Raw genomic sequence first — 23604 nt, forward strand, 5'->3', positions numbered from 1 at the left:
AAGTTTATAAAAAGGAGCATTTTTTTTAAAATGCTCCTTTTTGTTTTTAGTACATTTAAGTCCATAAAACAGATCACCTTATGAGAAGATTAATAGTACTCGCGCTTTTATTTATAACAACCATTAGCACCAGTCAGGTTTTATCAGAAAGAGATAGAGCAACTGTAATAGATGAGGTGCTGGCAGATAGGTTTAATAACTTACTCCCTAAGCTTATGGATCGTGCAGATATAGATATGTGGGTGGTTATCTCTAGGGAGTATAATGAAGATCCAGTACTTAAAACAATGTTACCATCTACCTGGCTCAACGCCCGTAGGAGAACGATCTTAGTTTTTTACAGAGATAAAGAAGCAAACACGATAGAAAAACTAGCAGTAGCTCGTTATAATGTGGGTAAAAATATTATCTCCGCTTGGGATAAAGAAAAGCAACCAGACCAGTGGCAGCGACTACTAGAGATTATAGAAAAACGTAACCCTTCTAAAATAGGTCTTAACTACTCAGATAATTATGGACTTGCAGATGGTGTTGTAAAAACAGATTATGATGCTTTTATAAGTAGACTAACTGCTGCACAACAAGCAAAAGTAGTCTCTGCAGAGCAGCTTGCCGTAGGCTGGTTAGAAACTCGTACTGCTCTAGAGGTGGGCTACTTTGAGCAGCTAGTAGATATCACCCACGATATAATTAAAGATGCCTTTAGTGCAAAGGTCATAACGCCAGGCGTAACTAGTACAGATGATGTGGTGTGGTATTTAAGACAGCGCGTAACAGATATGGGACTTGAGACCTGGTTTCACCCTACGGTAGATATACAGCGCTCAGAAGAGAAGCTAGAGAGTCACATCGTTTCTTTCTCAAACAGGCCAGAGGGTAAAATTATACAAAAGGGAGATTTAATACACTGTGATTTTGGGATCACTTACTTACGTCTCAATACAGACTGCCAGCAGCACGCTTATGTGCCAAAAGACGGTGAGACAAAAGCGCCAGACTTCTTAATAAAAGCTTTTAAAGACGGTAATAAGATACAAGACATACTCACCTCTAATTTTGAAACGGGTAGATCTGGTAACGAGATTTTACTCGCCGCACTTAAAGAAGGTAAAGAAGCAGGCTTGAGACCATCTATTTATACGCATCCGCTAGGGATGTATGGTCACGCTGCAGGCCCTACTATAGGTATGTGGGATTCTCAAGGAGGTGTGCCAGGTACGGGTGATTATCCGCTTTATGAAAATACGGGCTACGCCATAGAGCTTAATACGACGGTAAAAATACCAGAGTGGAATAAAGACATACGTATTATGCTAGAAGAAGCGGGGTTTTGGGGCGAAGAAGGTTTTAGATACGTTTCTGGACGACAAGAAGAACTTATGCTTGTAGACTAGTTTTAAGTACGCTTTCGCGAAAGCGTAATAAAACCTCTTTCATATCATATAATATAACTGCTAATTCTAGCTATTCTTTACCACGTGGGTGAAATTTTGCCATCTCACGGGCGAGGTCATTACGGTCTACGTGCATATAGATTTCTGTGGTGGTGATACTCTCGTGACCTAGCATTTGCTGTATGCTTCTCAAGTCGGCGCCATTCTGTAACAAGTGCGTAGCAAAGCTGTGTCTAAACGTATGCGGACTTATATTTTTCTTTATACCAGCCTTGACCGCAAGATCTTTTATAATGGTAAAAATCATTGCCCTGGTGAGCTGTCTCCCACGTCTATTTAAAAATAAAATATCTACGTGCTCTGGTTTTACATCTATGTGATTGCGCAATTCATTACGATAGATATTAATATACTTCTGGGTATGCTCGCTTATGGGGACAAAACGTTGTTTATCTCCTTTACCTACAACGTTTATAAAACCTTCTTCAAAGTATAGATCAGAAAGTTTAAGAGAGATAAGCTCTGTTACACGTAGCCCGCAAGAATAGAGTGTCTCTAGCATTGCTCTATTGCGTTCTCCTTGAGGTTTACCTAGGTCTATGGCATCTATAAGGGCATCTATTTCTTCTTCAGATAAGGTGTCTGGTAGCTTGCGACCTATTTTTGGCGATTCTATAAGATCTATAGGGTTATCTGTGCGATAATCTTCAAAAACTAGATAATTAAAAAAACCTTTAAGACCAGAGATAACACGTGCTTGTGATCTTGCTTGTACTTCTTTTGCGATAGTATAAATAAACTCTTGAAGGTCTTCGCGAGTAATTTGCAACGGGTTTATGGAGTTTTCTAGTTGCTCAAGGTAGCGCGTGAGCTTTTTTAGATCACGGGCATAATTGTCTATAGTATTGTCAGACAGGCCACGCTCTATGCGTAGATAATTCTTATAATTAGTTATTGCGGTCTCCCATTTCACGCAAGTGAAAATACAACTATTGTTACACAAATTGTAATTTCTAAATTCTGTATTTTTATGCTTTCGCGAAAGCGTATATCACAATCATATTTTATGAAAATTCTTATAATAAACGGCCCTAATCTTAATATGCTAGGGAAGCGCGAACCAGAAATTTACGGTTCTGAAACTTTTGAAGATTATTTTACGCAATTACAGTTTAAGTATAAGGATACTGAGCTTAGTTATTATCAAAGTAATATAGAGGGTGAGCTTATCTCAAAATTGCACGAGGCAAATGAAAGCTTTGATGGGGTAGTGCTTAATGGCGCGGCTTATACACATACTTCTGTGGGCCTAGGAGATGCTGTGGCGTCTATCTCTATACCGGTGATAGAGGTGCATATCTCAAATACTTTTGCGAGAGAGGAGTTTAGACATCACTCATACTTATCTAAATATGCTAAGGGTATCATTGTAGGTTTTGGGCTTAAAAGCTACAATCTTGCAATAGAGAATTTCTTAATGGAGCAATAACAATCCAGTTAGTATAGCATAAAAAAAGCCTCGCAATGCGAGGCTTTTTTTATGTTCTTAATGTAAGAAGCTTATAGGTGAATTACTTCATCATAAGCATCTGCCACGGCTTCCATCACAGCCTCACTCATAGTAGGGTGTGGGTGAATGGTTTTAAGTACTTCGTGACCTGTAGTTTCTAGTTTACGACCTAGTACAGCCTCTGCAATCATATCTGTTACACCAGCTCCTATCATATGGCATCCTAGCCACTCTCCATACTTTGCGTCAAAGATTACTTTTACAAACCCGTCTTTTGCACCAGAAGCACTTGCTTTACCAGAAGCAGAGAATGGGAATTTACCCACTTTAAGTTCGTAACCAGCTTCTTTTGCTTGCTTTTCTGTCATTCCTACAGATGCAATCTCTGGTGATGCATAAGTACATCCTGGGATGTTTGAGTAGTCTATTTTTTCGGCGTGCATACCTGCGATTTTTTCAACACAAGTAATCCCTTCTGCAGAGGCAACGTGTGCGAGTGCAGGTCCAGGAGTTACATCACCTATTGCGTAGTAACCTGGCATATTGGTCTGGTACCAGTCGTTTACAATGATCTTATCTTTATCTGTAACGATGCCTACATCTTCTAGTCCTATATTCTCAATATTAGTTTTAATACCTACAGCACTAAGAACGATATCTGCCTCTAGTGTTTCTTCTCCTTTTTTAGTCTTTACAGTTGCTTTTACTCCAGATTTAGTTTTTTCTACCTTCTCTACAGATGACCCTGTCATTACTTTTACACCCGCTTTTTTAAGAGAGCGTTCAAATTGTTTTGACACATCCTCATCCTCTACTGGTACAACGTGAGGCATATACTCTACAATTGTAACCTCTGTACCCATTGAGTTATAAAAGCTTGCAAACTCAACACCTATTGCTCCAGAACCTACAACAATCATAGATTTAGGTTGCTCCTTAAGTGTCATTGCCTCGCGGTATCCTATTACCGTCTCACCATCTTGTTTAAGGTTAGGTAACTCACGTGAGCGAGCTCCTGTTGCGATGATAATATGGTCTGCGCTATATTCTTTACCGTCTACATCTATCTTTTTACCTGGCTTTATTTTTCCAAAACCATTGATGACGTCTATCTTATTTTTCTTCATTAAGAACTGAACACCTTTGCTCATTCCTTCTGCAACACCACGACTACGTTTTACAACTGCTGTAAAGTCTTTATCTACACCTGTTGCTTTAAGACCATAATCTTCTGCGTGATTTAGGTATTCAAAAACCTGAGCACTTTTAAGAAGTGCTTTTGTAGGGATACATCCCCAGTTCAAACAAACGCCTCCTAGGCTTTCTTTTTCAACAACCGCCGTTTTTAAGCCTAACTGGCTTGCACGTATTGCTGTTACATATCCGCCTGGACCACTTCCTAAAACGATTACATCATATTTGCTCATATCTAGAATTTTTTAAGTCTAATTATTGGAGATCAAAAATACGGATTATCCCGTCATATATAAAACACAAAAACCGAAGCTTTTACCTTCGGTTTTTTATTAATTTAAGTTCATTTACTTAGAGTGCTATTTTTCAAAATCTATGCTCAAAGAGTTTACACAATAGCGTTGACCGCTTGCTGTAGGTCCATCGTCAAAAACGTGACCTAGGTGTGAGCCACAGTTTGAACATAAAATCTCTGTACGTATCATCCCGTGTGTAGTATCACGTACATACTCTACCGTACCAGGTATAGACTCATCAAAGCTAGGCCACCCACAACCACTGTCAAATTTACTTGCACTTTCAAATAACTTCTGGTCGCAAGCACCACAATGATAGGCACCTTCTTCATTATGCAAATTATAAGTACCTGTAAAAGCTCGCTCTGTACCTTTCTCACGTAAAATGCGGTAGCGTTCTGGGCCTAATTCTTCAAGCCACTCGGCTTCTGTTTTTTGTATAGGGTATGCCATATTTTTTATTTTGATGAAGGTACAAATACAAGTGCATCTCCATTTATACAATGCCTTTTTCCGGTAGTTGCTTTTGGTCCATCATTAAAAACGTGACCTAAGTGACCTCCACAAGTTGCACAATGCTCTTCTGTTCTGGTATAACCTAGATTGCGGTCTGTACTGTAAGCTATGTTACCTTCTATACCTCTATCAAAACTAGGCCAGCCTGTACCACTGTCAAATTTATGTGCTGTTTTAAAAAGTGGTGTATCACACGCAGCACAGTGAAAGGTACCAGCCTCCTTTATGTAGTTAAGTGGGCTAGAGCCTGGACGTTCTGTACCCGCCTGGCGCAGTACATAATATTGTTCTTGTGTAAGTTGTGCTTTCCATTCGGCATCTGTTTTAGTTACCTCAAAAGTTTCTTTTTTGGCCTCTTGGGCAGATCCTTTACAGCTGGTAAATAGTGCTGCAAATGCCATTAAAATAAATATCTTTTTCATCGTATGTTCTTTTTAATGTAAAGTTACTGTAATCGTAAGGAGTGAGTCGTTAAGATACTCTAAAAATTACGGTATGAAAACGGGCTGTGGGGGTGTGCGCTTTCGCGAAAGCGTAGAAATAGCAAAAGATTAGCTTTTTTAACCATATTTTATTGCAAAGGATGCCTGTAGATTAAATACTTACGTTAAATTTAACAAGACTATTATCAACTATCTATGAAAATACTTCACGTAAGCGCCGAGTGTTATCCTGTTGCAAAAGTAGGAGGTCTTGCAGATGTTGTGGGAGCACTTCCCAAATATCAAAACCGTATAGGCCACAAGGCGGCCGTCATTATGCCTTATTATAAAACAAAGTGGGTGGAGCGCGCTACCGGTAGGGTGGTTTTTACACATCAACTTGTAGTAGATGGTACAACGTACTTTGCAGAGGTTATAGATGTAGATAATGAGTTGGGATTCCCGCTATTTGTGATACGTGTGCAAGGTCTTACAGATAGGGCTGGGGTGTATGGTCATCCGGATGATGCGCTGCGTTTTATTGCCTTTCAGCGTGTGGCTTTGCAATGGATACTCACCTTTGAGAACTTACCAGAAGTGGTACACTGCCACGATCATCACACAGGTTTTATACCGTTTATGATGCAGTATTGCCCAGAGTTTGACAAGTTAATGTCTGTCCCTACAGTGCTTTCCATACATAATGCTCAGTATCAAGGTAATTTTGATAAAAGTGGTGTTGCGATGTTACCACGCTTTCGCGAAAGCAGGTATGGGCTCCTAGACTGGTATGGGCAGATTAATCCGCTGGCCGCTGCGATAAAATGCGCTTGGAGAGTAAACACGGTTTCTCCATCATATATGGAAGAATTAAAGGAGCAGGCAAATGGACTGGAAGGTTTACTAAGAAGCGAGTCACAAAAATGCGTAGGTATCCTCAATGGCATAGATGCCGAAACTTGGGATCCCAAAACAGACGAATATTTAGTTAAAAACTATACCATACGTACCAGAGCTGCTGGTAGAAAGGCAAATAAAGAGGCCCTGTGCAAAGAGTTTGGACTTGATGCCTCAAAACCGCTTTTTGGTTTTATAGGTAGGCTTGTATGGGAAAAAGGAGCAGACCTGCTGCCAGAAATTATTAACCAAGCGCTTAAAGAGTATGATATAAACATCATATTACTAGGAAGTGGGGCGCCAGAGGTAGAGGGACAACTAGAGCAGTTACAGCACACACATAAAGGCAGATTTAACGCATACATAGGGTATGAGGAGCGTATGTCACATCAGGTTTATGCCGGAGCAGATTTTCTTTTAATGCCTAGTAGGGTAGAGCCTTGTGGCCTCAACCAGCTCTATAGCTTGCGTTATGGCTGTTTGCCTATAGTAAGACGTACTGGAGGACTTAAAGATACGGTGGTAGATATAGGTGATGGAGGTCACGGTATCTGTCACGACCAGACATCTGTTTTTGATGTAGTTTACAGCATAGGTAGAGCAGAGGTTTTTTATAAAAGTGAGAAACAGTTTAAGGCAAACCAAAAGCAAATGATGGAGATAGATCATAGCTGGGAAAATGCTGCTGGGACTTATGTAAATCTCTATGATGAGTTAAAACCAAAGGCGGTAGTAACAACAAGTACTAATGCCAAAAAGAAATAAAAAAGGCCTCTTCATAAGGTCATCAAGTAATAGTCTATAATCCAACCTCAAAAAACAGTAGAAAATGAATAAAAAAGTAGTAGCAATCATATTAGGAGGCGGTCAAGGTACAAGGTTATATCCTCTCACGGCAGAGCGATCAAAGCCAGCTGTTCCTATTGCTGGTAAATATCGTCTTGTAGATATCCCTATCTCAAACTGTATAAATTCTAATATAAAAAGAATGTTTGTGCTCACGCAGTTTAACTCTGCATCGCTTAACAAGCATATCAAACATACCTATCAGTTTTCTTACTTTTCTGAGGCCTTTGTAGATATACTTGCAGCAGAACAAACACCACATAATAAAGGTTGGTTTCAAGGTACTGCAGATGCGGTAAGGCAGAGTCTACACCATTTTAAAGGGTACGAGTCTGAGTATATAATGATACTCTCTGGTGACCAGCTGTACCAGATGGATTTTAATGCTATGCTTGAGGCGCATATAGAAGCAGATGCAAAGATTAGTATCGCATCACTACCTGTTAATGCAAAAGATGCTACTTCTTTTGGGATTCTTAAAACTGCCGAAGACAATACCATAGCATCCTTTATAGAAAAACCATCTGCAGATCTACTTCCAGACTGGGAGTCACCAGTCTCAGATGCTATGGCAGCACAGGGTAAACACTACCTAGCCTCTATGGGTATTTATATCTTTAATAAAGATTTACTTATCGAGTTGCTAGAGGGAACAGATACAAATGATTTTGGTAAAGAAATCATTCCTCAGTCTATAGAGAATCACAAGGTGCTAAGTTATGCCTACGAGGGATACTGGACAGATATAGGAAATATAGATTCATTTTTTGAAGCAAACATTGATCTCACATCAGATTTACCAAAGTTTAATTTATTTAACAAAGGGCAAAACATCCTTACACGACCTCGTGTATTACCTCCCACAAAAATCTCTGGAACCACACTTGAAAAATCTATCGTGGCAGAAGGGAGTATCGTGCACGGCAGCCGTATTGAGAACTCAATTATAGGTATACGATCACGTATAGGAAAAGGCACTGTTTTAGAGAGTTGCTATGTGATGGGAAGTAATAGATTTTTAGACCTAGAAGAAATAAACCAAGCCAGAGCAAAGGGAGTACCTCACGTAGGGATAGGTGATCGCTGCTTTCTTACAAATTGTATTGTAGATAAAAATGCAAAAATAGGTGACGATGTGCGCATCACTGGTGGCAAGCACCTCAAGGATATAGAGACAGATACTTACGTGGTGCGTGACGGTATTGTTGTGATTAGAAACGGAGCTACCATACCTTCTGGAACTATTATTTAATGAGCAACGTACTATCACATAGCTTACTTACAGATTTTGATGTTGATCTATTCAAATCTGGTAAGCATTACAAACTATATGAAAAACTAGGGAGTCACATTTGCGCGAAAGCCGGTGTAAAAGGAACCTACTTTGCAGTATGGGCACCTAGTGCTCAACAAGTATCTGTAGTAGGAAATTTTAATCACTGGCAAGATGGAGAGCATAAGCTTAACGTGCGCTGGGATAGTAGCGGTATTTGGGAAGGCTTTATACCAGATATCGGCCACGGAGAGTTATACAAATATAAAATTCACGCTACGCACAACGGCGTTGTAACAGAAAAGGCAGACCCTTATGCACGTAGAGCAGAGCATCCTCCACAAACAGCATCTGTAGTTTATAAAACAAACCACACCTGGAAGGATAAAAAGTGGATGGACAAGCGCCATAAACACAACGGCCTAGATGCGCCTATTTCTGTTTATGAGCTACACCTGGGCTCCTGGCGTCGCAAGCAAGAAGAGGGTAATCGCAGCCTGAGTTACTCAGAGCTAGCAACAACACTTGTAGACTATGTAAAAAAGCTAAATTTTACACACGTAGAGTTTATGCCTATTATGGAGTATCCATATGACCCTAGCTGGGGATATCAAGTAACTGGTTATTTTGCACCTACCTCAAGATTTGGATATCCAGAAGAATTAATGACACTTATTGATGCCTTGCACGCAAGTGATATAGGTGTAATTTTAGACTGGGTGCCATCACATTTTCCAGAAGATCCGCACGGGCTGGGTAACTTTGACGGGACAGCCTGTTACGAGCATCCAGATAGAAAGAAAGGATATCATCAAGACTGGAAATCACTCATCTTTAATTATGAACGCAACGAGGTACGTAGTTTTCTCATAAGTAACGCAATGTTCTGGCTAGAGCAATACCACGTAGATGGGCTCAGGGTAGATGCTGTGGCATCTATGCTATATCTAGATTATAGTAGGGAAGATGGAGAGTGGGAGCCTAATGATCAGGGAGGTAGAGAAAACCTAGCCGTCATCTCTTTACTAAAAGAACTCAACGAGGCGCTCTACGGCGCTTTTCCAGATATTCAGATTATAGCAGAGGAGTCTACTAGTTTTCCTATGGTGAGCAAGCCTGTATTTTCTGGAGGCTTAGGCTTTGGTATGAAATGGATGATGGGGTGGATGCACGATACACTTAACTACTTTAAGAGAGATACTATTTACAGAAATCACCATCACAATGAGATTTCCTTCTCAATGACCTATGGTTTTACAGAAAACTTTATGCTACCATTATCACACGATGAGGTAGTATACGGTAAGGGTTCTATATTAGGACGTATGCCTGGTGATGAGTGGCAGCGCTTTGCAAATCTTAGATTACTATACACATATATGTATACCCATCCCGGAGCAAAGTTACTCTTTATGGGTAGCGAGTTTGGACAAGGTACAGAGTGGAATTTTCAAGATCAGCTAGACTGGTATGTGCTAGATTATGAGATACACAGCAATATGCAAAAAGCCTTTGCAGCTATAAATGGGTTGTATACAAGTACACCTACACTGTATGAAAAGCAGTTTGATCCCGCAGGTTTTGAGTGGATTGCTCACGATGATAGTAAGAATGCTGTATTGAGTTACATACGTAAGGGTAACGACCCCAAAACGGTGATTGTGTGCGTGTTTAATATGACACCAGTACCGAGAGAAGATTACCGCATTGGAGTTCCATTTTTTGGACGCTTTCGCGAAATTTTCAATAGCGACGCGTTAGAGTTTTCGGGTACAGGGGCTTATAAAAATGTAGACCTAACTGTTATAAACGAAGGCTGGAACGGAAAAACACATAGTACATCTATTACAGTACCGCCCTTATCGGGAGTGATTTTTGAATTAAAGGCAGATTAATAATACCATAATAATAAGGTTAAAAGAGATTGAATGGGATAGAATTTTCGCGAAAGCGGAAATCAACGTCGCTTATTATAGTACGAAAACGTTAGAGTTAATAAGTATTTAATTATTAACGAGGTAACTCAAAGAGTTAGCCTTATTTTGATATCTCCAAATTTTAGAAATATGATTACAAATACAGAGTTGCAGCAAAAAGGCAACCAGTTTCCAAATAAAGTCGTTGATTTTAAGAAGGACGCAGATATATTATATTTTACAACTCAAAATGAGGTGATTCTCCAGCTCACGGTATTGCGTGACAGTGTGATTAGATTTCGCTTTGGAACAGGCGGTGTTTTTGAGCCAGACTTCTCTTATGCGATAGATGAGGATGGTATACGAGGGTACAATCACCTTGAACTTAAGGAAGATGATACCTTTTATTTTGTGCATACCGCAAAGCTCAAAATCCGTATAGAAAAAAATAGTTTACAAACTTCCATTTTTGACACTGATGGCAATCTTATTAATGAAGATGAGTTAGGTTTCCACTTTGAGGAGAGCTTTGAATACGGAGGGAATATTGTAAAAATGAGTAAAAAGGCACAACACGCAGAGTCCTACTATGGGCTAGGTGATAAGCCTATGCACTCAAACCTAAGAGGAAAGAGAGTACACAACTGGGCGACAGATCAGTATGCATTTGCAAAAGATCAAGATCCTATTTACAAGTCTGTTCCTTTCTATATAGGTCTTACTCAAAAGAGAGCTTACGGGATATTTTTTGATAATACATTTAAAACATTTTTTGACTTCTGTCAAGAGCGTATGGGTGTAACAAGTTTCTGGGCACAAGGTGGTGAGATGAATTACTACTTTATTTATGGTCCAGAAATGGCAGATGTAGTAGGTAGTTATACTAACCTAACAGGAGTGCCAGAGCTACCACCATTATGGGCACTAGGTTATCACCAGTGTAAGTGGAGTTATTTTCCAGAAAGTAATGTAAAGGAGGTGGCAAATAAGTTTAGAGAACTTAAAATACCTTGTGACGGTATTTACCTAGATATCGATTATATGGACGGGTGGAGATGTTTTACTTGGAACAAAGACTACTTCCCAGATCCAAAGCGTATGGTAAAGGAGCTTGCAGATGACGGCTTTAAAACAGTTGTTATTATAGACCCAGGTATTAAGATAGATAAAGATTACTGGGTGTATCAAGAAGGGATAGAAAATGATTATTTCTGTAAACGTGCAGATGGTCCTTATATGAAAGGTAAGGTATGGCCAGGTGAATGTAACTTCCCAGATTATACAAACCCTGAAGTACGTGACTGGTGGGCTGGATTATTTAAAGAACTCATACAAGAAGTAGGTGTAAAAGGTGTTTGGAATGATATGAACGAGCCTGCAGTGATGGAGGTTCCAGGAAAAACTTTTCCAGCAGATGTGAGACATAACTATGACGGGCATCCTTGTAGTCATAACAAAGCACATAACATTTATGGTACACAGATGGCGAGAGCCACTTATGAAGGTGTTAAGAAATTTGCTTACCCTAAGAGACCATTTGTAATCACAAGATCTGCATACTCTGGCGCACAGCGCTACACAAGTAGCTGGACGGGAGATAATATCGCAAGCTGGGAGCACCTATGGGTAGCAAATATACAGGTACAGCGTATGTGTATCTCTGGTATGAGCTTTACCGGAACAGATATAGGAGGCTTTGCAGAGCAACCTACAGGTGAGCTATATGCAAGATGGATACAGCTAGGTGTTTTTCATCCATTTTGTAGAACACACTCTTCTGGTCATCACGGAGATCAAGAGCCGTGGACTTTTGATGAGGGAGTAACAGACATTGCCCGCAAGTTTATAAGTTTAAGATATAGGTTACTCCCATATTTATATACTATGTTTTATGAGTATATAAAGAAGGGAACCCCTTTACTAAAGCCTCTTGTATATTTTGATCAAGAAGATGCACAAACGCATTATCGTACAGATGAGTTTATCTTTGGACACCACATACTGGTATGTCCTATTTTAGAACCTAATGCAAAGGGTAGACGTATGTACGTACCTAGAGGAGAATGGTATAATTACTGGACAAAAACCCCTGTAAAAGGAGGTAAGGAACAATGGGTAGATGCAGATATAGATGAAATCCCAATGTTTGTAAAAGAAGGAACTATCTTACCTAAGTACCCTATACAGCAATATGTAGGTGAGCTTGAGATAGAGCAAGTAGAACTTGAGGTATATTATGGTCTTGGTAAAAATGCTTCAAAATTATATGAAGATGCTCAAGATGGATACGATTATAAAAAGGATCGTTACAGTTACCGCACTTTTAAAATGGTAGGTAGAGAAAAAGACTGGATTATACAGCAGCATAAGCGTGGTGACTTTATCACTACTTATGACACTTTTAGAATACATTTAATAGGTCTACCTTTTGAAATTACGACTATAGAGTTAGATAATGAAGTAATTTCTATGGAAGATGTGCAGTTTGACCCGAAAGCTTGTGCTTTAATCATTAAGAAAGATTTCACAGAGCTTCATCTAAGCGGTATTTAACATTTGTGTATTTTTATAAAGAATATCAAACCCTAGTACAATGAAACTTAAAAATACATTTGTTCTTATAATGACCGTACTATTAGTATGCGCTTGTAAGACGAGCCCTTTTACAGGAAAAAAGACACTTAACTTCGTAAGTAACGATCAGCTGTTTCCTATGGCTTTTCAACAATATGATGCATTTCTTTCAGAAAATAATGTCATCACCGGTACGGCAGATGCAAATATGGTAAAGAGTGTAGGTGAGAAAATTGCTGTAGCTGCAGAGCGTTACCTTACAGCTCTAGGAGAGCCAGGTTATTTACAAGATTATCGCTGGGAATATAACCTAGTAAGAGACGAAGCAGTAAATGCGTGGTGTATGCCAGGCGGAAAAATTGTAGTGTATACAGGTATATTACCTATCACACAGTCTGAGACAGGTCTTGCAATGGTGATGGGGCACGAGCTTGCTCACGCACTCGCAGATCACGGTGCGCAACGTATGAGTGCAGCGCAGTTACAGCAATATGGTGCTGTAGCCACTGCAGTAGCAGTAAGTGGACAAGATCAAAGTAAACAACAACAGATAATGCAACTTTACGGTGTAGGTTCACAAGTAGGGGGTATGCTTCCTTTCTCACGTAGTCACGAGACACAGGCAGACGAGATAGGTATTGTAATCGCTGCTATAGCAGGTTACAATCCAGATGAAGCTGCAGAGTTATGGAAACGTATGAAAGCTGCTAGTGGAGGTCAAGCACCACCACAAATATTAAGTACGCACCCATCATCAGACTCGCGTATTGCAAACCTTACAGCAAAAGCCCCTATGGCAAGAGCAGAGGCAGCAAAGTTTGGAGTGACAAGTTTCAAATAAGAATTTACAATAATATATAGTTTAAAAAGCTGTGCACTCGCACAGCTTTTTTATTTTAGTGCTATGAAAGAACAACTCAAAAAAGGTGATAAGAAGTTATTAAACGCTTGGGCGTTTTATGACTGGGCAAACTCTACATACAGTCTTGTTATCGCATCTGCTATATTCCCTTTGTTTTATGGTGCTCTGTTTAGAGGAGCAGGCATAGAAGAGATTGAGGTTTTTGGGATGATGTTACGTCGTAGTCCGCTTATATTTTACACAACTGCTATTGCTTTTTTAGTCGTGGCTATCATATCTCCCATACTCTCTGGTGTGGCAGATTATCTGGGTAACAAAAAGTTCTTTTTAAAACTCTTCTGCTATCTAGGAGCTTTCTCTACAATAGGTTTGTACTGGTTTAGTCTTGAGCATATATACCTGAGCCTTACGTTATATGCCCTGGGACTTATAGGTTTCTGGGGGAGTCTCGTTTTTTATAATTCATACTTGCCAGATATAGCATATCCAGAACAACACGATAAGATAAGTGCAAAAGGGTATTCCCTAGGCTACATAGGAAGCGTGCTGCTACTTATAGCTTGTTTAGCAATGATACTTGGTTATGAAACATTTGGTTTTGAAGACGAAGGTTTCCCTACACGTTTATCTTTTGTGCTTACGGGTATCTGGTGGATAGGTTTTAGCCAGTATACGTATGCTTATTTACCTCAAGGAAATCAAGCGCAAGGAAAGCTTACCAAAGATGTGTTCTTTAATGGTTTTAAGGAGCTAAGAGCCATTTGGTCTTCTATGCAAGACCAGCTGCGACTTAAAAAATATCTTATTGCCTTCTTTGTATACAGTATGGCGGTACAGACAGTGATGCTTGCTGCAGCATATTTTGGAGAGCAAGAACTAGAGTGGGGTAGCGATAGCGAGCGCACGACGGGATTAATTGTGAGTATACTTTTAATACAACTTGTAGCAGTGCTGGGTGCTATACTTACGTCAAAACTTTCGGCACGTGTGGGTAACATAAAAGCACTGGTAATTATTAATGTTATATGGATTGTAATTTGTGCCTGGGCATACTTTGTGTATACGCCCTTCCAGTTTTATATTACTGCGGGTTTTGTAGGTTTAGTAATGGGTGGTATACAATCGCTCTCAAGGTCTACGTATGCAAAGTTTTTACCAGAGACAGAAGACACAACATCATACTTTAGCTTTTATGACGTTGCCGAAAAAATAGGGATCATCATCGGGATGTTCTTATATGGTTTCATAGAAGAGATTACCGGCAGTATGCGTTACTCTATCGTATTTCTTATACTGTTTTTTGCAGTGGGAGTAGTGCTTCTGTACAGAGTTCCAAAAGAAAATAAATAGGCAAATGGTTTCCGCTTTCGCGAAAGCGTATAACAAAACACTCTTTGCAAGCAATTAATCCGTTTATTAAACAGCCTAGAATTGCTTGAAGCGTTTTTCTAACATTTATATACTATGAAGAGTTTTATACAAGAATTTAAAGATTTTGCCGTAAAAGGTAATATGGTTGATATGGCAGTGGGTATCATCATAGGTACTGCTTTTAATAATGTGGTAAATACTATAGTAAAAAAGGTGGTAATGCCACCACTTTCTTTACTTACAGATGGCATAAACCTACGTGAGCGCAGGTATATTTTACGAGATGCCGAAAATGAGGCAGATGTAGTTGCAATAGGCTACGGGGAGCTCATAGAGGTGGGGATAGACTTTGTTATCATAGCTTTGACTATATTTATAGTCATAAAAGGGATTAACAGATTTAAAGACAAATCTGAAGACCCAAAAAATACTGAAGAAAAAACACCAAAAAACATTGAACTCTTGGCAAATATTGAGCACTTAATGCAAGAGCAAAACAAGATTCTTAGATCACATAAGGAGTCATAAAATGCCCGTATAACAGTCCAATAAAATGATTATGTTTGCGTTTAAGGTTTACAAAATCCTACATCGATGAAAAAACTACACTACCTATTCTTATTTATAATGCTAGCCTCAGTCACAGTAATCTCTTGTGATGATGAACAACTAGAGGGCGAGTTCTCTGTAACCGGAGATGGTTCTGAGCCTGGAGAGACAGATCCAGATAGTGATACGTGTCAAATAGCATTTGATGTATTGCAAACTGCACAAGCGGCATTTGCAGCCTCTTCTGAATCAAATTACACACAGGCCTGTACAACATATGCACTTGCACTTGAAGCAACTATAGAACTATGCGGTGATAGTTCTGGAGAGCTACAATCCATACTTACTACGCTAGGCGACTGTACAACACCAGACCCGTGCTTACAAGCAGAGCTAGCTACAGAGGCAGCGCTGGAGGCACTTAACAATGCTACAGAAGAAAATGAAGAGCAATTATGTCTCGCATATAGTGCCGCGTTAAGTGCACAAATAGAAGCGTGTGGAGATGCAAGTGGTAGTTTACAAGCAACTATAGATAATCTAAACTGTGGTGGTGATTGTGCCGCTGCCGAAATTGCAACAGCAGAAGCTCAAGAAATATTTAACGCAGTAGATCCTCAAGATAGTGATGCTTATACGGCTGCCTGTGCAGATTACTCATTTGCACTGCAGGAACAGATTACAGCTTGTGGAGATCCAGACGGAAGTCTAGATGCAATTGTTCAAGAGCTAGGAGATTGTAACCCACCAGAAGATGATGGACCGGTGTATGGAACCATAGGAGGAACGTTTACAAACTTTGATAATGCAGTAGTAACTATAGATGGTTCTCTTTTAAGCGTTGTAGCAACAGATACAGATACTGGCGACACCATCACTTTTGATATTGTATTACAACAAACTGGAGATAATGTGATGCAAAACACACTTATTACTATAGATGGTGTAGTACTTACTGCAGCACCTGGAGGGACATCACCTTTTATTAATACAATTACGGCAAACGATGGTACTACAATCGTAGGAACCTTTTCTGGAGCATTTACAAACCCAGATAACGAAGAAGTACTTACGGTAGATGGAGTGATTAATATTACCTATTAGTATCCATAAACGACATATTTTTAAAGAGCATCTGTAACCAGATGCTTTTTTTATGTGCGGTTATTAAGGATGGCTCATTTATTGTACTTTTAATTTTATGAAGAATAGATATTTAAAGAGTTTTGTGGTTGCAATACTTCTGGTTGTAACTACAAGTGTCGCTGCACAACGCGAGCGAGTAAAAGGTAGTCGTAATGTCATAGATGTTTCTGAGAGACTAGATGGCTTTACCGCAATCAAGGTGACAGATGGCCTAGAGGTAACACTTATGGCAGATTCTCAAACCGGTTATGACCTAGAGATGGATGATAACCTAGTTGAACTTATAGATTTTGACATTAAAGATAGTTTACTTGTGGTCTCAACCCGTAAGGATATACGTAGTGCAAAAAGACTTAACATTACTGTGCGATATACAGCATTGAGCGCTGTAAGTTTAGATTCAAAAAGTAGTGCCTTTGTATCTACAGCCATAGAGGGAGATATGTTTACGGGTAGTTTTCTAGATGGAAGTCGTTTCAACGGAGAGCTCAAAACGAGAGAGGCAGATATTATGGCAAACGGAAACTCAAAGTTTGAGATAGATTACACTGGAGACGATATACGTGTGAATTTAAGTGATAACGCTTTCGCGAAAGCGGATATAAACACCGTAAAACTCTCAATAATTGCTTCAGGAAGATCTGATATAGCGTTTACAGGAAATGCTAGTGAAGCTACTTTTACAGTAAATGAAACCGCTCAATGTAAAGGACTCTCCTTTGATGCAGACATAGTGCAGATAGTAGGAAGAGAAAGCGGTAGCGTGACGCTAAGTGTAGATGAGAAGGTAACACTTGACCTTTCAGATAAGAGTATGGTGCAACTATATGGCGAGCCAAAAATTATAGTAGAGCGATTTTCTGGTACCGCGAGACTACTCAAGAAAGAACTATAATATGAATGAGTAAAAAAGCCCTCGCAAGAGGGCTTTTATTGTATTTGGGACAAAATAGTTTTATCCTCTAGAGATATCTCCAGATCCAGAAACCTTTGTGTCTTGCTTAGTAGGGTTACCTACATATTCTATATCTCCAGATCCTGTTACTCGAGCGCGTATGCTTTTATCACAGCTCACTCTTATATCTCCAGACCCTGTAACCTTTGCATCTACATTATCTGCTTTAAAGCGTCCTGCTTCAAGATCTCCAGATCCCGTTACACTTGTCTCGTGATCTCTTGTGCTACCTCTTAATACCAAATCACCAGATCCAGTAACACGACTCTCTGTGCTGCTAGCTTCTACTACAAGATTTATATCACCAGATCCAGATACAGAAACTCTAAAGTTATTTGCCTTTATAACATCTGTACTCATAATCTCGCCAGATCCTGATAATGATACTTGGTTTAAATCTCTAAAAGGCACTCGTATTTTAATATCTTTTCCCCAGCTTGTTTTTAGGTTTTGCTTATTTTTCACCTTGATAGTAAGTCTGTCACCATCTACTTCTGTCTCAATATATTCAAGTAGGTTACTCTCTCCTTCAATAGTAAGTTCTCCTTCATTACCGGCAACGAGTGTCACGTCAAAAAAGCCAGCAACGCTTATCTCATCATAGTCACCTACGTTACGAGTTATAGTTTCCAGTTCGCCATTACCTTTTACGCTTTTTCCCCACCATTGTGCGTGTATTTGAGTACTTGCTAAAAGGACTAAGCTGAGTGTGATTAATTTTTTCATAATAGATTGTTTAGTTGATGATTGAATTTAGTTTTTAAATAATGTAACACCCCCATACTCTGAGTTGATGTTTATGTTGTTGTTAGTAGAAGATGATCCTTTGTACCCTTCGTAATATTTGTCTGAAGATTCTACACGCTCTACATTAAAAGTAAGCTCATCTTTACCGCTTAAGCCTGCATACTCAAGTTTTATATTAAAGGTAAAATCATAAGCAGGACTGTATCCCACTTTTATGCCTGTATAATCGCTCTGTATCACGACGTCACCAGCATCTCCAGCAAGTTCTTCTACACGTATACTCCCATAATCTGCGTTGATATTTAAATCACCGTGTACAACCCCTATTTTTGCAGAGATGTAGTCACCGCGACCTATTACGTCATTACTTTCTGTTGTTTTTACAGATCCATAATCACAGTTGTAGTTCAGATTTTCAATTTTTCCAAATTCAGATTTGCTATAATCTGCGTTGAGTTCTATATCACCCCCGCGCTCAAGCATAAAACTTGAGTAGTCTGCATTAATACGACCACTTTTCATATAGCCTATACTGCTGTTTTTTGTGTAGTCAAAGTTGAGATAGTTATCCTCTGCAAGTAGTTCTCCTATAGTGATTTTACCATAGTCGCAATTAATCTTTGCATTACCTTCTAAGCGATCAAGATTTACTCCTCCGTAGTCATTGTTTATGTCTATCATATTTGTAGCTGGGAGCTTTATGGTGTAGTTAATTTCCATATTTACATTGCTGTTTTTCCAGCTATTCCACCACGAGCGGCTGCTACTTCTCTCAAAATTAGTTTTAGCACTTACATAAGATGGAGAGCCTTCAAAACGTACATCTATCTCATCTAGCTTTTCTTGCACGCGCTCTTCATCATTTCCATTAGTTTTTACTAGCACTTCTATAACAATGCGGTTTTCATTCCAGCTTACCATATTTACATTACCGTAGGAGTTATCTATAACCAGTTTTGCATCTGCATTAACGTTATATTCTTTTTTGATTCTTTTCTCTTTTGTATACTTCCCTTTAGGGTAGTTGTCACTTGCCATTACCATAAAAGGCATAGCGAGTACAAAGAGTAGGAGGTGAGTTATTTTTGTTTTCATAGTAATAGTATATTATTTAAGTAACTATAGTGTTACTGCTTTTTCAATTTGCTTTAGTTCTGTGATGGCATTCATTTGTTCTACTACATTTTGTAGGAGGTCAATGCGGTTCTGGAAGTTGTCTATCATAGCGTAGATCACACGCTTATCTTCACCACTCTCAGAAAGGTCAATTTTAAGTTTATCATATTGCTGCTCTAGCACCTCCAGCTGGACTATGGCATCTTCTACCATAGCTTGATTTTCTGGAGTCATCTTTTCTTTAATGTCAAAAAGCTCTCGTTCTATAGTCTTTGTAAAGAAGTCTTGAGTTTCCTGCATTTCTGGTGATACATCTGCAAGTTCCTTATCACTCGAGCTCGTATTAAACTGAGTAAAGATGACTCCGGCAAGCAAGAGCATACTCGCTGCTATAAAAAGAGGACGCATCCACTTTATGACTTTAGTTTCTTTCTCTGGAGTTACGGGAGCAGCTTGCGCCTGTAACTTTGCAAGAAAGTTTGCTTTGTGATCTGCACTAGGTGCAGCTGTATCTAGCTTACCTTCTAGGCGCTTAAATACTTGATCTATAGGTTCCTTTTTCATTTTTATTTAAAATTCTTCGTAAGCTGTCTTTTGCTCTTGACACCATCGTTCTGCAGTTTGCATAGCTTACATTCATTATTTCACTCATTTCTTCATAGTCATAACCCTCTATAAGATGTAATGACAGTGACTGTCTATAATTATCTTTTAGTTCACTCATTGCGTTTACCACTTCTTGAGCACGTACACTAGAGAGATCCATCTCTGCTACACCGGCCGCATCGTCTTCTATTTTATATAGATGATCATCTATAGAGGTTTCATCCAGTCGCTTACTTTTATTGTAAGCATTGAGGCTATTATTTACAACGATACGTTTTAACCAACTCCCAAAAGATGCCTCACCCTTATAGCTGTCTAGTTTTGTAAAAGCACTTAAGAAGGACTCTTGCATAATATCTTCTGCTTCTGCTTCGTGTTTTACAATGCGCAATGAGGTGTTATACATCGCCTTGTAGTAGCGATTGTAAACTTCCATTTGTGCACCCTGCTCACCTTGCTGGCATAGTGATAATAGATCTGTTATTTGATGGTTGGTAAAATTCACTTTTGGTTAATTCTATAGTAAAGATGTGGTAATTTTTAAGTTGTTACACTTTCGTGAAAAATTTATTTTATTTTTTTGATTCTCCTTTTGACAACTAGCGTGCTAGTCTCCCTAAAGATGGTTCTTGTGGCCAAAGGTTTTACTATAACTATAAGGAAAGATAAGGGTTGTGGTTTACATTTTCGCGAAAGCGTACTTCACTTGGCATAAGAATTGACTTAAAGTAATCGTGAGTGACTATATACCATACATTACAGGGTCACTCGCCGTTTTTAAATAGAATAATAATACTTAGATAGTCATAATGAGCGTAGCAATACCCGACATTGTGGCACATATATTATATGGCAAAACCAAAATTTACAACATTAGACAGATTGTCACTGCAAGAGATAGATGGAGATGCAGAGCTTATCCCGTTAATGACCCCAGAAGATGAGGAGGCGATTAATAATGAAGAGCTCCCAGAAAGTCTAGCGATATTACCTTTACGTAATACGGTACTTTTTCCTGGAGTTGTGATTCCTATTTCGGCAGGAAGAGATACCTCTATAAAACTTATAGACGAGGCAAATAAAGGAGGAAAGGTAGTAGGCGTAGTAGCTCAAAAAGATGAGTCTGTAGAAAACCCAACGGCAGATGATATAAATAAAGTAGGCGTGGTAGCACGTATACTGCGTGTTCTTAAAATGCCTGATGGTAATGTAACCGTAATCATACAAGGTAAAAAACGCTTTGAGATTAATGAAGTGACTCAAACCGAACCTTACTTAAGAGCCACGATAAAAGAATTTCCAGAAACACGTCCAGATAAAGGAAGTCAAGAATTTAAGGCTGCGATAGACTCTATAAAAGATCTTGCTCTTAAAATTATTCAAGACTCACCAAATATCCCATCTGAGGCATCTTTTGCAATAAAAAATATACAGAGCGATTCTTTCTTAATAAACTTTGTGAGTTCTAATATGAATCTCACCGTGGCTGAGAAGCAGGAATTACTTCACATAAACGATTTACATAAGCGCGCTATCGAGACGCTTAAGTTTATGGATATGGAGCGCCAGAAGCTGGAGCTAAAAAATGATATCCAAAACAAGGTTCAAAATGATATGAGCCAGCAGCAGCGCGAGTACTTCTTGCACCAGCAAATGAAGACCATTCAAGAAGAACTAGGAGGATCTACCTCTGAAGATGATCTTGAAGAGATGCGCGAGCGTGCAAAGACAAAAAAATGGGGAGAAAAAGTAGAAAAGCATTTTAAGAAAGAGCTTTCTAAAATGCAACGTATGAATCCTCAGGTAGCGGAGTATAGCATACAGCGCAACTATCTTGACCTCTTTTTAGACCTTCCTTGGAACGAGTTTAGTGAAGATAAATTTGATTTAAAACGTGCTATGAAAATCTTAGACCGTGATCACTATGGTCTTGATGATGTAAAGCGTCGTATTATAGAATACCTAGCAGTATTAAAATTACGTAACGATATGAAGTCACCTATACTCTGTCTTTACGGACCTCCAGGTGTGGGTAAAACTTCACTAGGTAAATCTGTTGCAGAGGCTCTTGGGCGAGAGTACATACGTATGAGTCTAGGTGGTATGCGTGACGAGTCTGAGATACGTGGTCACAGAAAGACTTATATAGGAGCAATGCCGGGTCGTATCATACAGAGCCTTCGTAAGGCGGGTACAAGTAACCCAGTCTTTGTACTAGATGAGATAGATAAGTTAAGTATGGGGAGTCAGGGAGATCCATCTTCTGCATTACTAGAGGTACTTGACCCAGAGCAGAACAGTGAGTTTCACGATAACTTCCTTGAGATGGGGTTTGACCTTTCTAAGGTAATGTTTATCGCAACTTCAAATAGCCTTAATACCATACAGCCAGCATTACGTGATCGTATGGAGATTATAAATGTAACGGGTTATACTATAGAAGAAAAGACAGAGATTGCAAAGAGACACTTATTACCTAAGCAACTTAAGGAGCACGGTATGACACCAGAGCAGCTTAAGATTGCAAAGCCACAACTAGAAAAAATTGTTGAAGGCTACACTCGTGAGTCTGGAGTACGTGGTCTTGAGAAGCAAGTTGCAAAGATGGTGCGCTACGGTGCCAAAAATCTTGCAATGGAGGAGGAGTATAACGTAAAAGTTTCTAACGAAGACATTATAGAAGTTTTAGGATCTCCTAGAATGGAGCGTGACAAGTATGAAAACAATGATGTTGCTGGCGTAGTAACAGGTCTTGCTTGGACACGTGTAGGTGGTGATATTTTATTTATAGAGTCTGCCTTATCAAAAGGAAAAGGAACACTATCTATCACAGGTAACCTTGGTAAGGTGATGAAGGAGAGTGCTACCATTGCAATGGAATATATAAAAGCAAATGCAGAGCTTCTTGGTCTAGATTCAAAAATATTTGACAGCTATAACGTACACATTCACGTGCCAGAAGGAGCGACTCCTAAGGATGGTCCTAGTGCAGGTATCACAATGCTTACCTCTCTAGTATCTTTATTTACACAGCGCAAAGTCAAGAAGAGCATCGCAATGACGGGTGAGATAACCCTGCGTGGTAAAGTATTACCAGTAGGAGGAATCAAAGAAAAGATTCTTGCTGCAAAGCGTGCAAAAATTAAAGAGATCTTACTTTGTGAGCAAAACCGTCGCGACATAGAAGAGATAAAGCCAGATTACTTAAAAGGTCTTACCTTCCACTATGTAAAAGATATGAGTGAGGTATTAGAACTTGCTCTTACTATGCAAAAGGTTAAAAACGCAAAGAAGCTATAAGCTTGAGACTATAAATAATTCCGCTTTCGCGAAAGCGTACAAATACCATAAAAAGGAACCCGTAATGAGGTTCCTTTTTTGTGTTTATATATGGTTGTAAGAATTCTTAAATCT

20 protein-coding genes are annotated in these 23604 nt (G+C 39.2%); 12 read left to right on the forward strand and 8 right to left on the reverse strand.

The genetic code is table 11. The features are described from left to right. Positions 1 to 80: 80 nt before the first annotated feature. A complete protein-coding gene (locus tag ACJJVM_RS12570) occupies positions 81 to 1394 on the forward strand; it encodes a M24 family metallopeptidase (RefSeq protein WP_405211868.1) in 1314 nt (437 codons plus the stop codon). Between the two features lie 70 nt (positions 1395 to 1464). On the opposite strand, the gene xerD is transcribed toward ACJJVM_RS12570, so the two are convergent. After that, entirely contained in the window at positions 1465 to 2367 is a 903-nt protein-coding gene (gene xerD / locus ACJJVM_RS12575) for a site-specific tyrosine recombinase XerD (protein WP_298348027.1), read from the reverse strand. A 93-nt stretch (positions 2368 to 2460) separates the two neighbouring features. Between xerD and aroQ the strand changes: the two genes are divergently transcribed. Continuing rightward, entirely contained in the window at positions 2461 to 2883 is a 423-nt protein-coding gene (aroQ, locus tag ACJJVM_RS12580; protein WP_298348029.1) for a type II 3-dehydroquinate dehydratase, read from the forward strand. Between the two features lie 71 nt (positions 2884 to 2954). Here aroQ and lpdA read toward each other — a convergent pair whose 3' ends face one another. From lpdA to msrB (ACJJVM_RS12595), 3 genes are all read right to left on the reverse strand, one after another. Next, on the reverse strand, positions 2955 to 4331 hold the full coding sequence (lpdA, locus tag ACJJVM_RS12585; RefSeq protein ID WP_298348031.1) for a dihydrolipoyl dehydrogenase: 1377 nt from the start codon (positions 4329 to 4331) through the stop codon (positions 2955 to 2957). Between the two features lie 126 nt (positions 4332 to 4457). Beyond that, entirely contained in the window at positions 4458 to 4847 is a 390-nt protein-coding gene (gene msrB, locus ACJJVM_RS12590) for a peptide-methionine (R)-S-oxide reductase MsrB (RefSeq protein WP_298348033.1), read from the reverse strand. A 5-nt stretch (positions 4848 to 4852) separates the two neighbouring features. Continuing rightward, on the reverse strand, positions 4853 to 5332 hold the full coding sequence (gene msrB / locus ACJJVM_RS12595; RefSeq protein WP_298348035.1) for a peptide-methionine (R)-S-oxide reductase MsrB: 480 nt from the start codon (positions 5330 to 5332) through the stop codon (positions 4853 to 4855). A 216-nt stretch (positions 5333 to 5548) separates the two neighbouring features. Between msrB (ACJJVM_RS12595) and ACJJVM_RS12600 the strand changes: the two genes are divergently transcribed. The 9 genes from ACJJVM_RS12600 to ACJJVM_RS12640 all read left to right on the forward strand — a co-directional run bounded on the left by ACJJVM_RS12600 (position 5549) and on the right by ACJJVM_RS12640 (position 17661). Continuing rightward, positions 5549 to 6994: a glycogen synthase gene (locus ACJJVM_RS12600; protein ID WP_405211869.1), complete on the forward strand. Its 1446-nt coding sequence runs from the start codon at positions 5549 to 5551 to the stop codon at positions 6992 to 6994. Between the two features lie 64 nt (positions 6995 to 7058). Next, positions 7059 to 8327, forward strand: a complete 1269-nt coding sequence (locus ACJJVM_RS12605; RefSeq protein ID WP_021778557.1) for a glucose-1-phosphate adenylyltransferase — start codon at positions 7059 to 7061, stop codon at positions 8325 to 8327. Beyond that, the gene (gene glgB, locus ACJJVM_RS12610) at positions 8327 to 10243 is read left to right on the forward strand and encodes a 1,4-alpha-glucan branching protein GlgB (protein ID WP_405211870.1); all 1917 of its coding nucleotides are present in this window, start codon (positions 8327 to 8329) and stop codon (positions 10241 to 10243) included. The genes ACJJVM_RS12605 and glgB overlap by 1 nt, the downstream gene beginning before the upstream one ends. 171 nt (positions 10244 to 10414) lie before the next feature. Continuing rightward, positions 10415 to 12817, forward strand: coding sequence for a glycoside hydrolase family 31 protein (locus ACJJVM_RS12615; protein WP_405211871.1), 2403 nt, complete (start codon positions 10415 to 10417; stop codon positions 12815 to 12817). A 40-nt stretch (positions 12818 to 12857) separates the two neighbouring features. Then, positions 12858 to 13679 (forward strand): M48 family metallopeptidase, encoded by an 822-nt coding sequence (locus ACJJVM_RS12620; RefSeq protein WP_298348044.1) that lies wholly within the window; start codon positions 12858 to 12860, stop codon positions 13677 to 13679. 63 nt (positions 13680 to 13742) lie between these two features. After that, positions 13743 to 15050 (forward strand): MFS transporter, encoded by a 1308-nt coding sequence (locus ACJJVM_RS12625; protein WP_405211872.1) that lies wholly within the window; start codon positions 13743 to 13745, stop codon positions 15048 to 15050. 114 nt (positions 15051 to 15164) lie between these two features. Further along, positions 15165 to 15599: a large-conductance mechanosensitive channel protein MscL gene (gene mscL / locus ACJJVM_RS12630; RefSeq protein ID WP_298348048.1), complete on the forward strand. Its 435-nt coding sequence runs from the start codon at positions 15165 to 15167 to the stop codon at positions 15597 to 15599. Positions 15600 to 15665: 66 nt separating this feature from the next. Next, positions 15666 to 16724 (forward strand): hypothetical protein, encoded by a 1059-nt coding sequence (locus ACJJVM_RS12635; protein ID WP_405211873.1) that lies wholly within the window; start codon positions 15666 to 15668, stop codon positions 16722 to 16724. A gap of 97 nt (positions 16725 to 16821) precedes the next feature. Next, positions 16822 to 17661 (forward strand): GIN domain-containing protein, encoded by an 840-nt coding sequence (locus ACJJVM_RS12640; RefSeq protein ID WP_405211874.1) that lies wholly within the window; start codon positions 16822 to 16824, stop codon positions 17659 to 17661. Between the two features lie 60 nt (positions 17662 to 17721). Here the strand turns inward: ACJJVM_RS12640 and ACJJVM_RS12645 are convergent, their stop codons facing one another. Genes ACJJVM_RS12645 through ACJJVM_RS12660 form a run of 4 tightly spaced genes read right to left on the reverse strand, consistent with a single transcriptional unit; the run spans position 17722 to position 20695 of the window. Next, a complete protein-coding gene (locus tag ACJJVM_RS12645) occupies positions 17722 to 18447 on the reverse strand; it encodes a head GIN domain-containing protein (protein ID WP_299148492.1) in 726 nt (241 codons plus the stop codon). A 27-nt stretch (positions 18448 to 18474) separates the two neighbouring features. Further along, positions 18475 to 19563 (reverse strand): hypothetical protein, encoded by a 1089-nt coding sequence (locus ACJJVM_RS12650; RefSeq protein ID WP_299148490.1) that lies wholly within the window; start codon positions 19561 to 19563, stop codon positions 18475 to 18477. A 24-nt stretch (positions 19564 to 19587) separates the two neighbouring features. Further along, the gene (locus tag ACJJVM_RS12655; RefSeq protein WP_299148488.1) at positions 19588 to 20148 is read right to left on the reverse strand and encodes a hypothetical protein; all 561 of its coding nucleotides are present in this window, start codon (positions 20146 to 20148) and stop codon (positions 19588 to 19590) included. Beyond that, positions 20117 to 20695 carry an RNA polymerase sigma factor gene (locus ACJJVM_RS12660; RefSeq protein WP_035325130.1) on the reverse strand — a complete coding sequence of 193 codons (579 nt, stop codon included), beginning with the start codon at positions 20693 to 20695 and terminating at the stop codon, positions 20117 to 20119. Before ACJJVM_RS12660 ends, ACJJVM_RS12655 begins: the two co-directional genes overlap by 32 nt. Before the next feature lie 344 nt (positions 20696 to 21039). Here ACJJVM_RS12660 and lon point away from each other — a divergent pair, with 344 nt between their 5' ends. Then, complete coding sequence (lon, locus tag ACJJVM_RS12665) at positions 21040 to 23490, forward strand: endopeptidase La (protein WP_405211875.1); 2451 nt, start codon at positions 21040 to 21042, stop codon at positions 23488 to 23490. Positions 23491 to 23604: the final 114 nt, after the last annotated feature.

It is taken from the genome of Dokdonia sp. Asnod2-E02, from assembly GCF_045063915.1.
Lineage (GTDB): Bacteria > Bacteroidota > Bacteroidia > Flavobacteriales > Flavobacteriaceae > Dokdonia.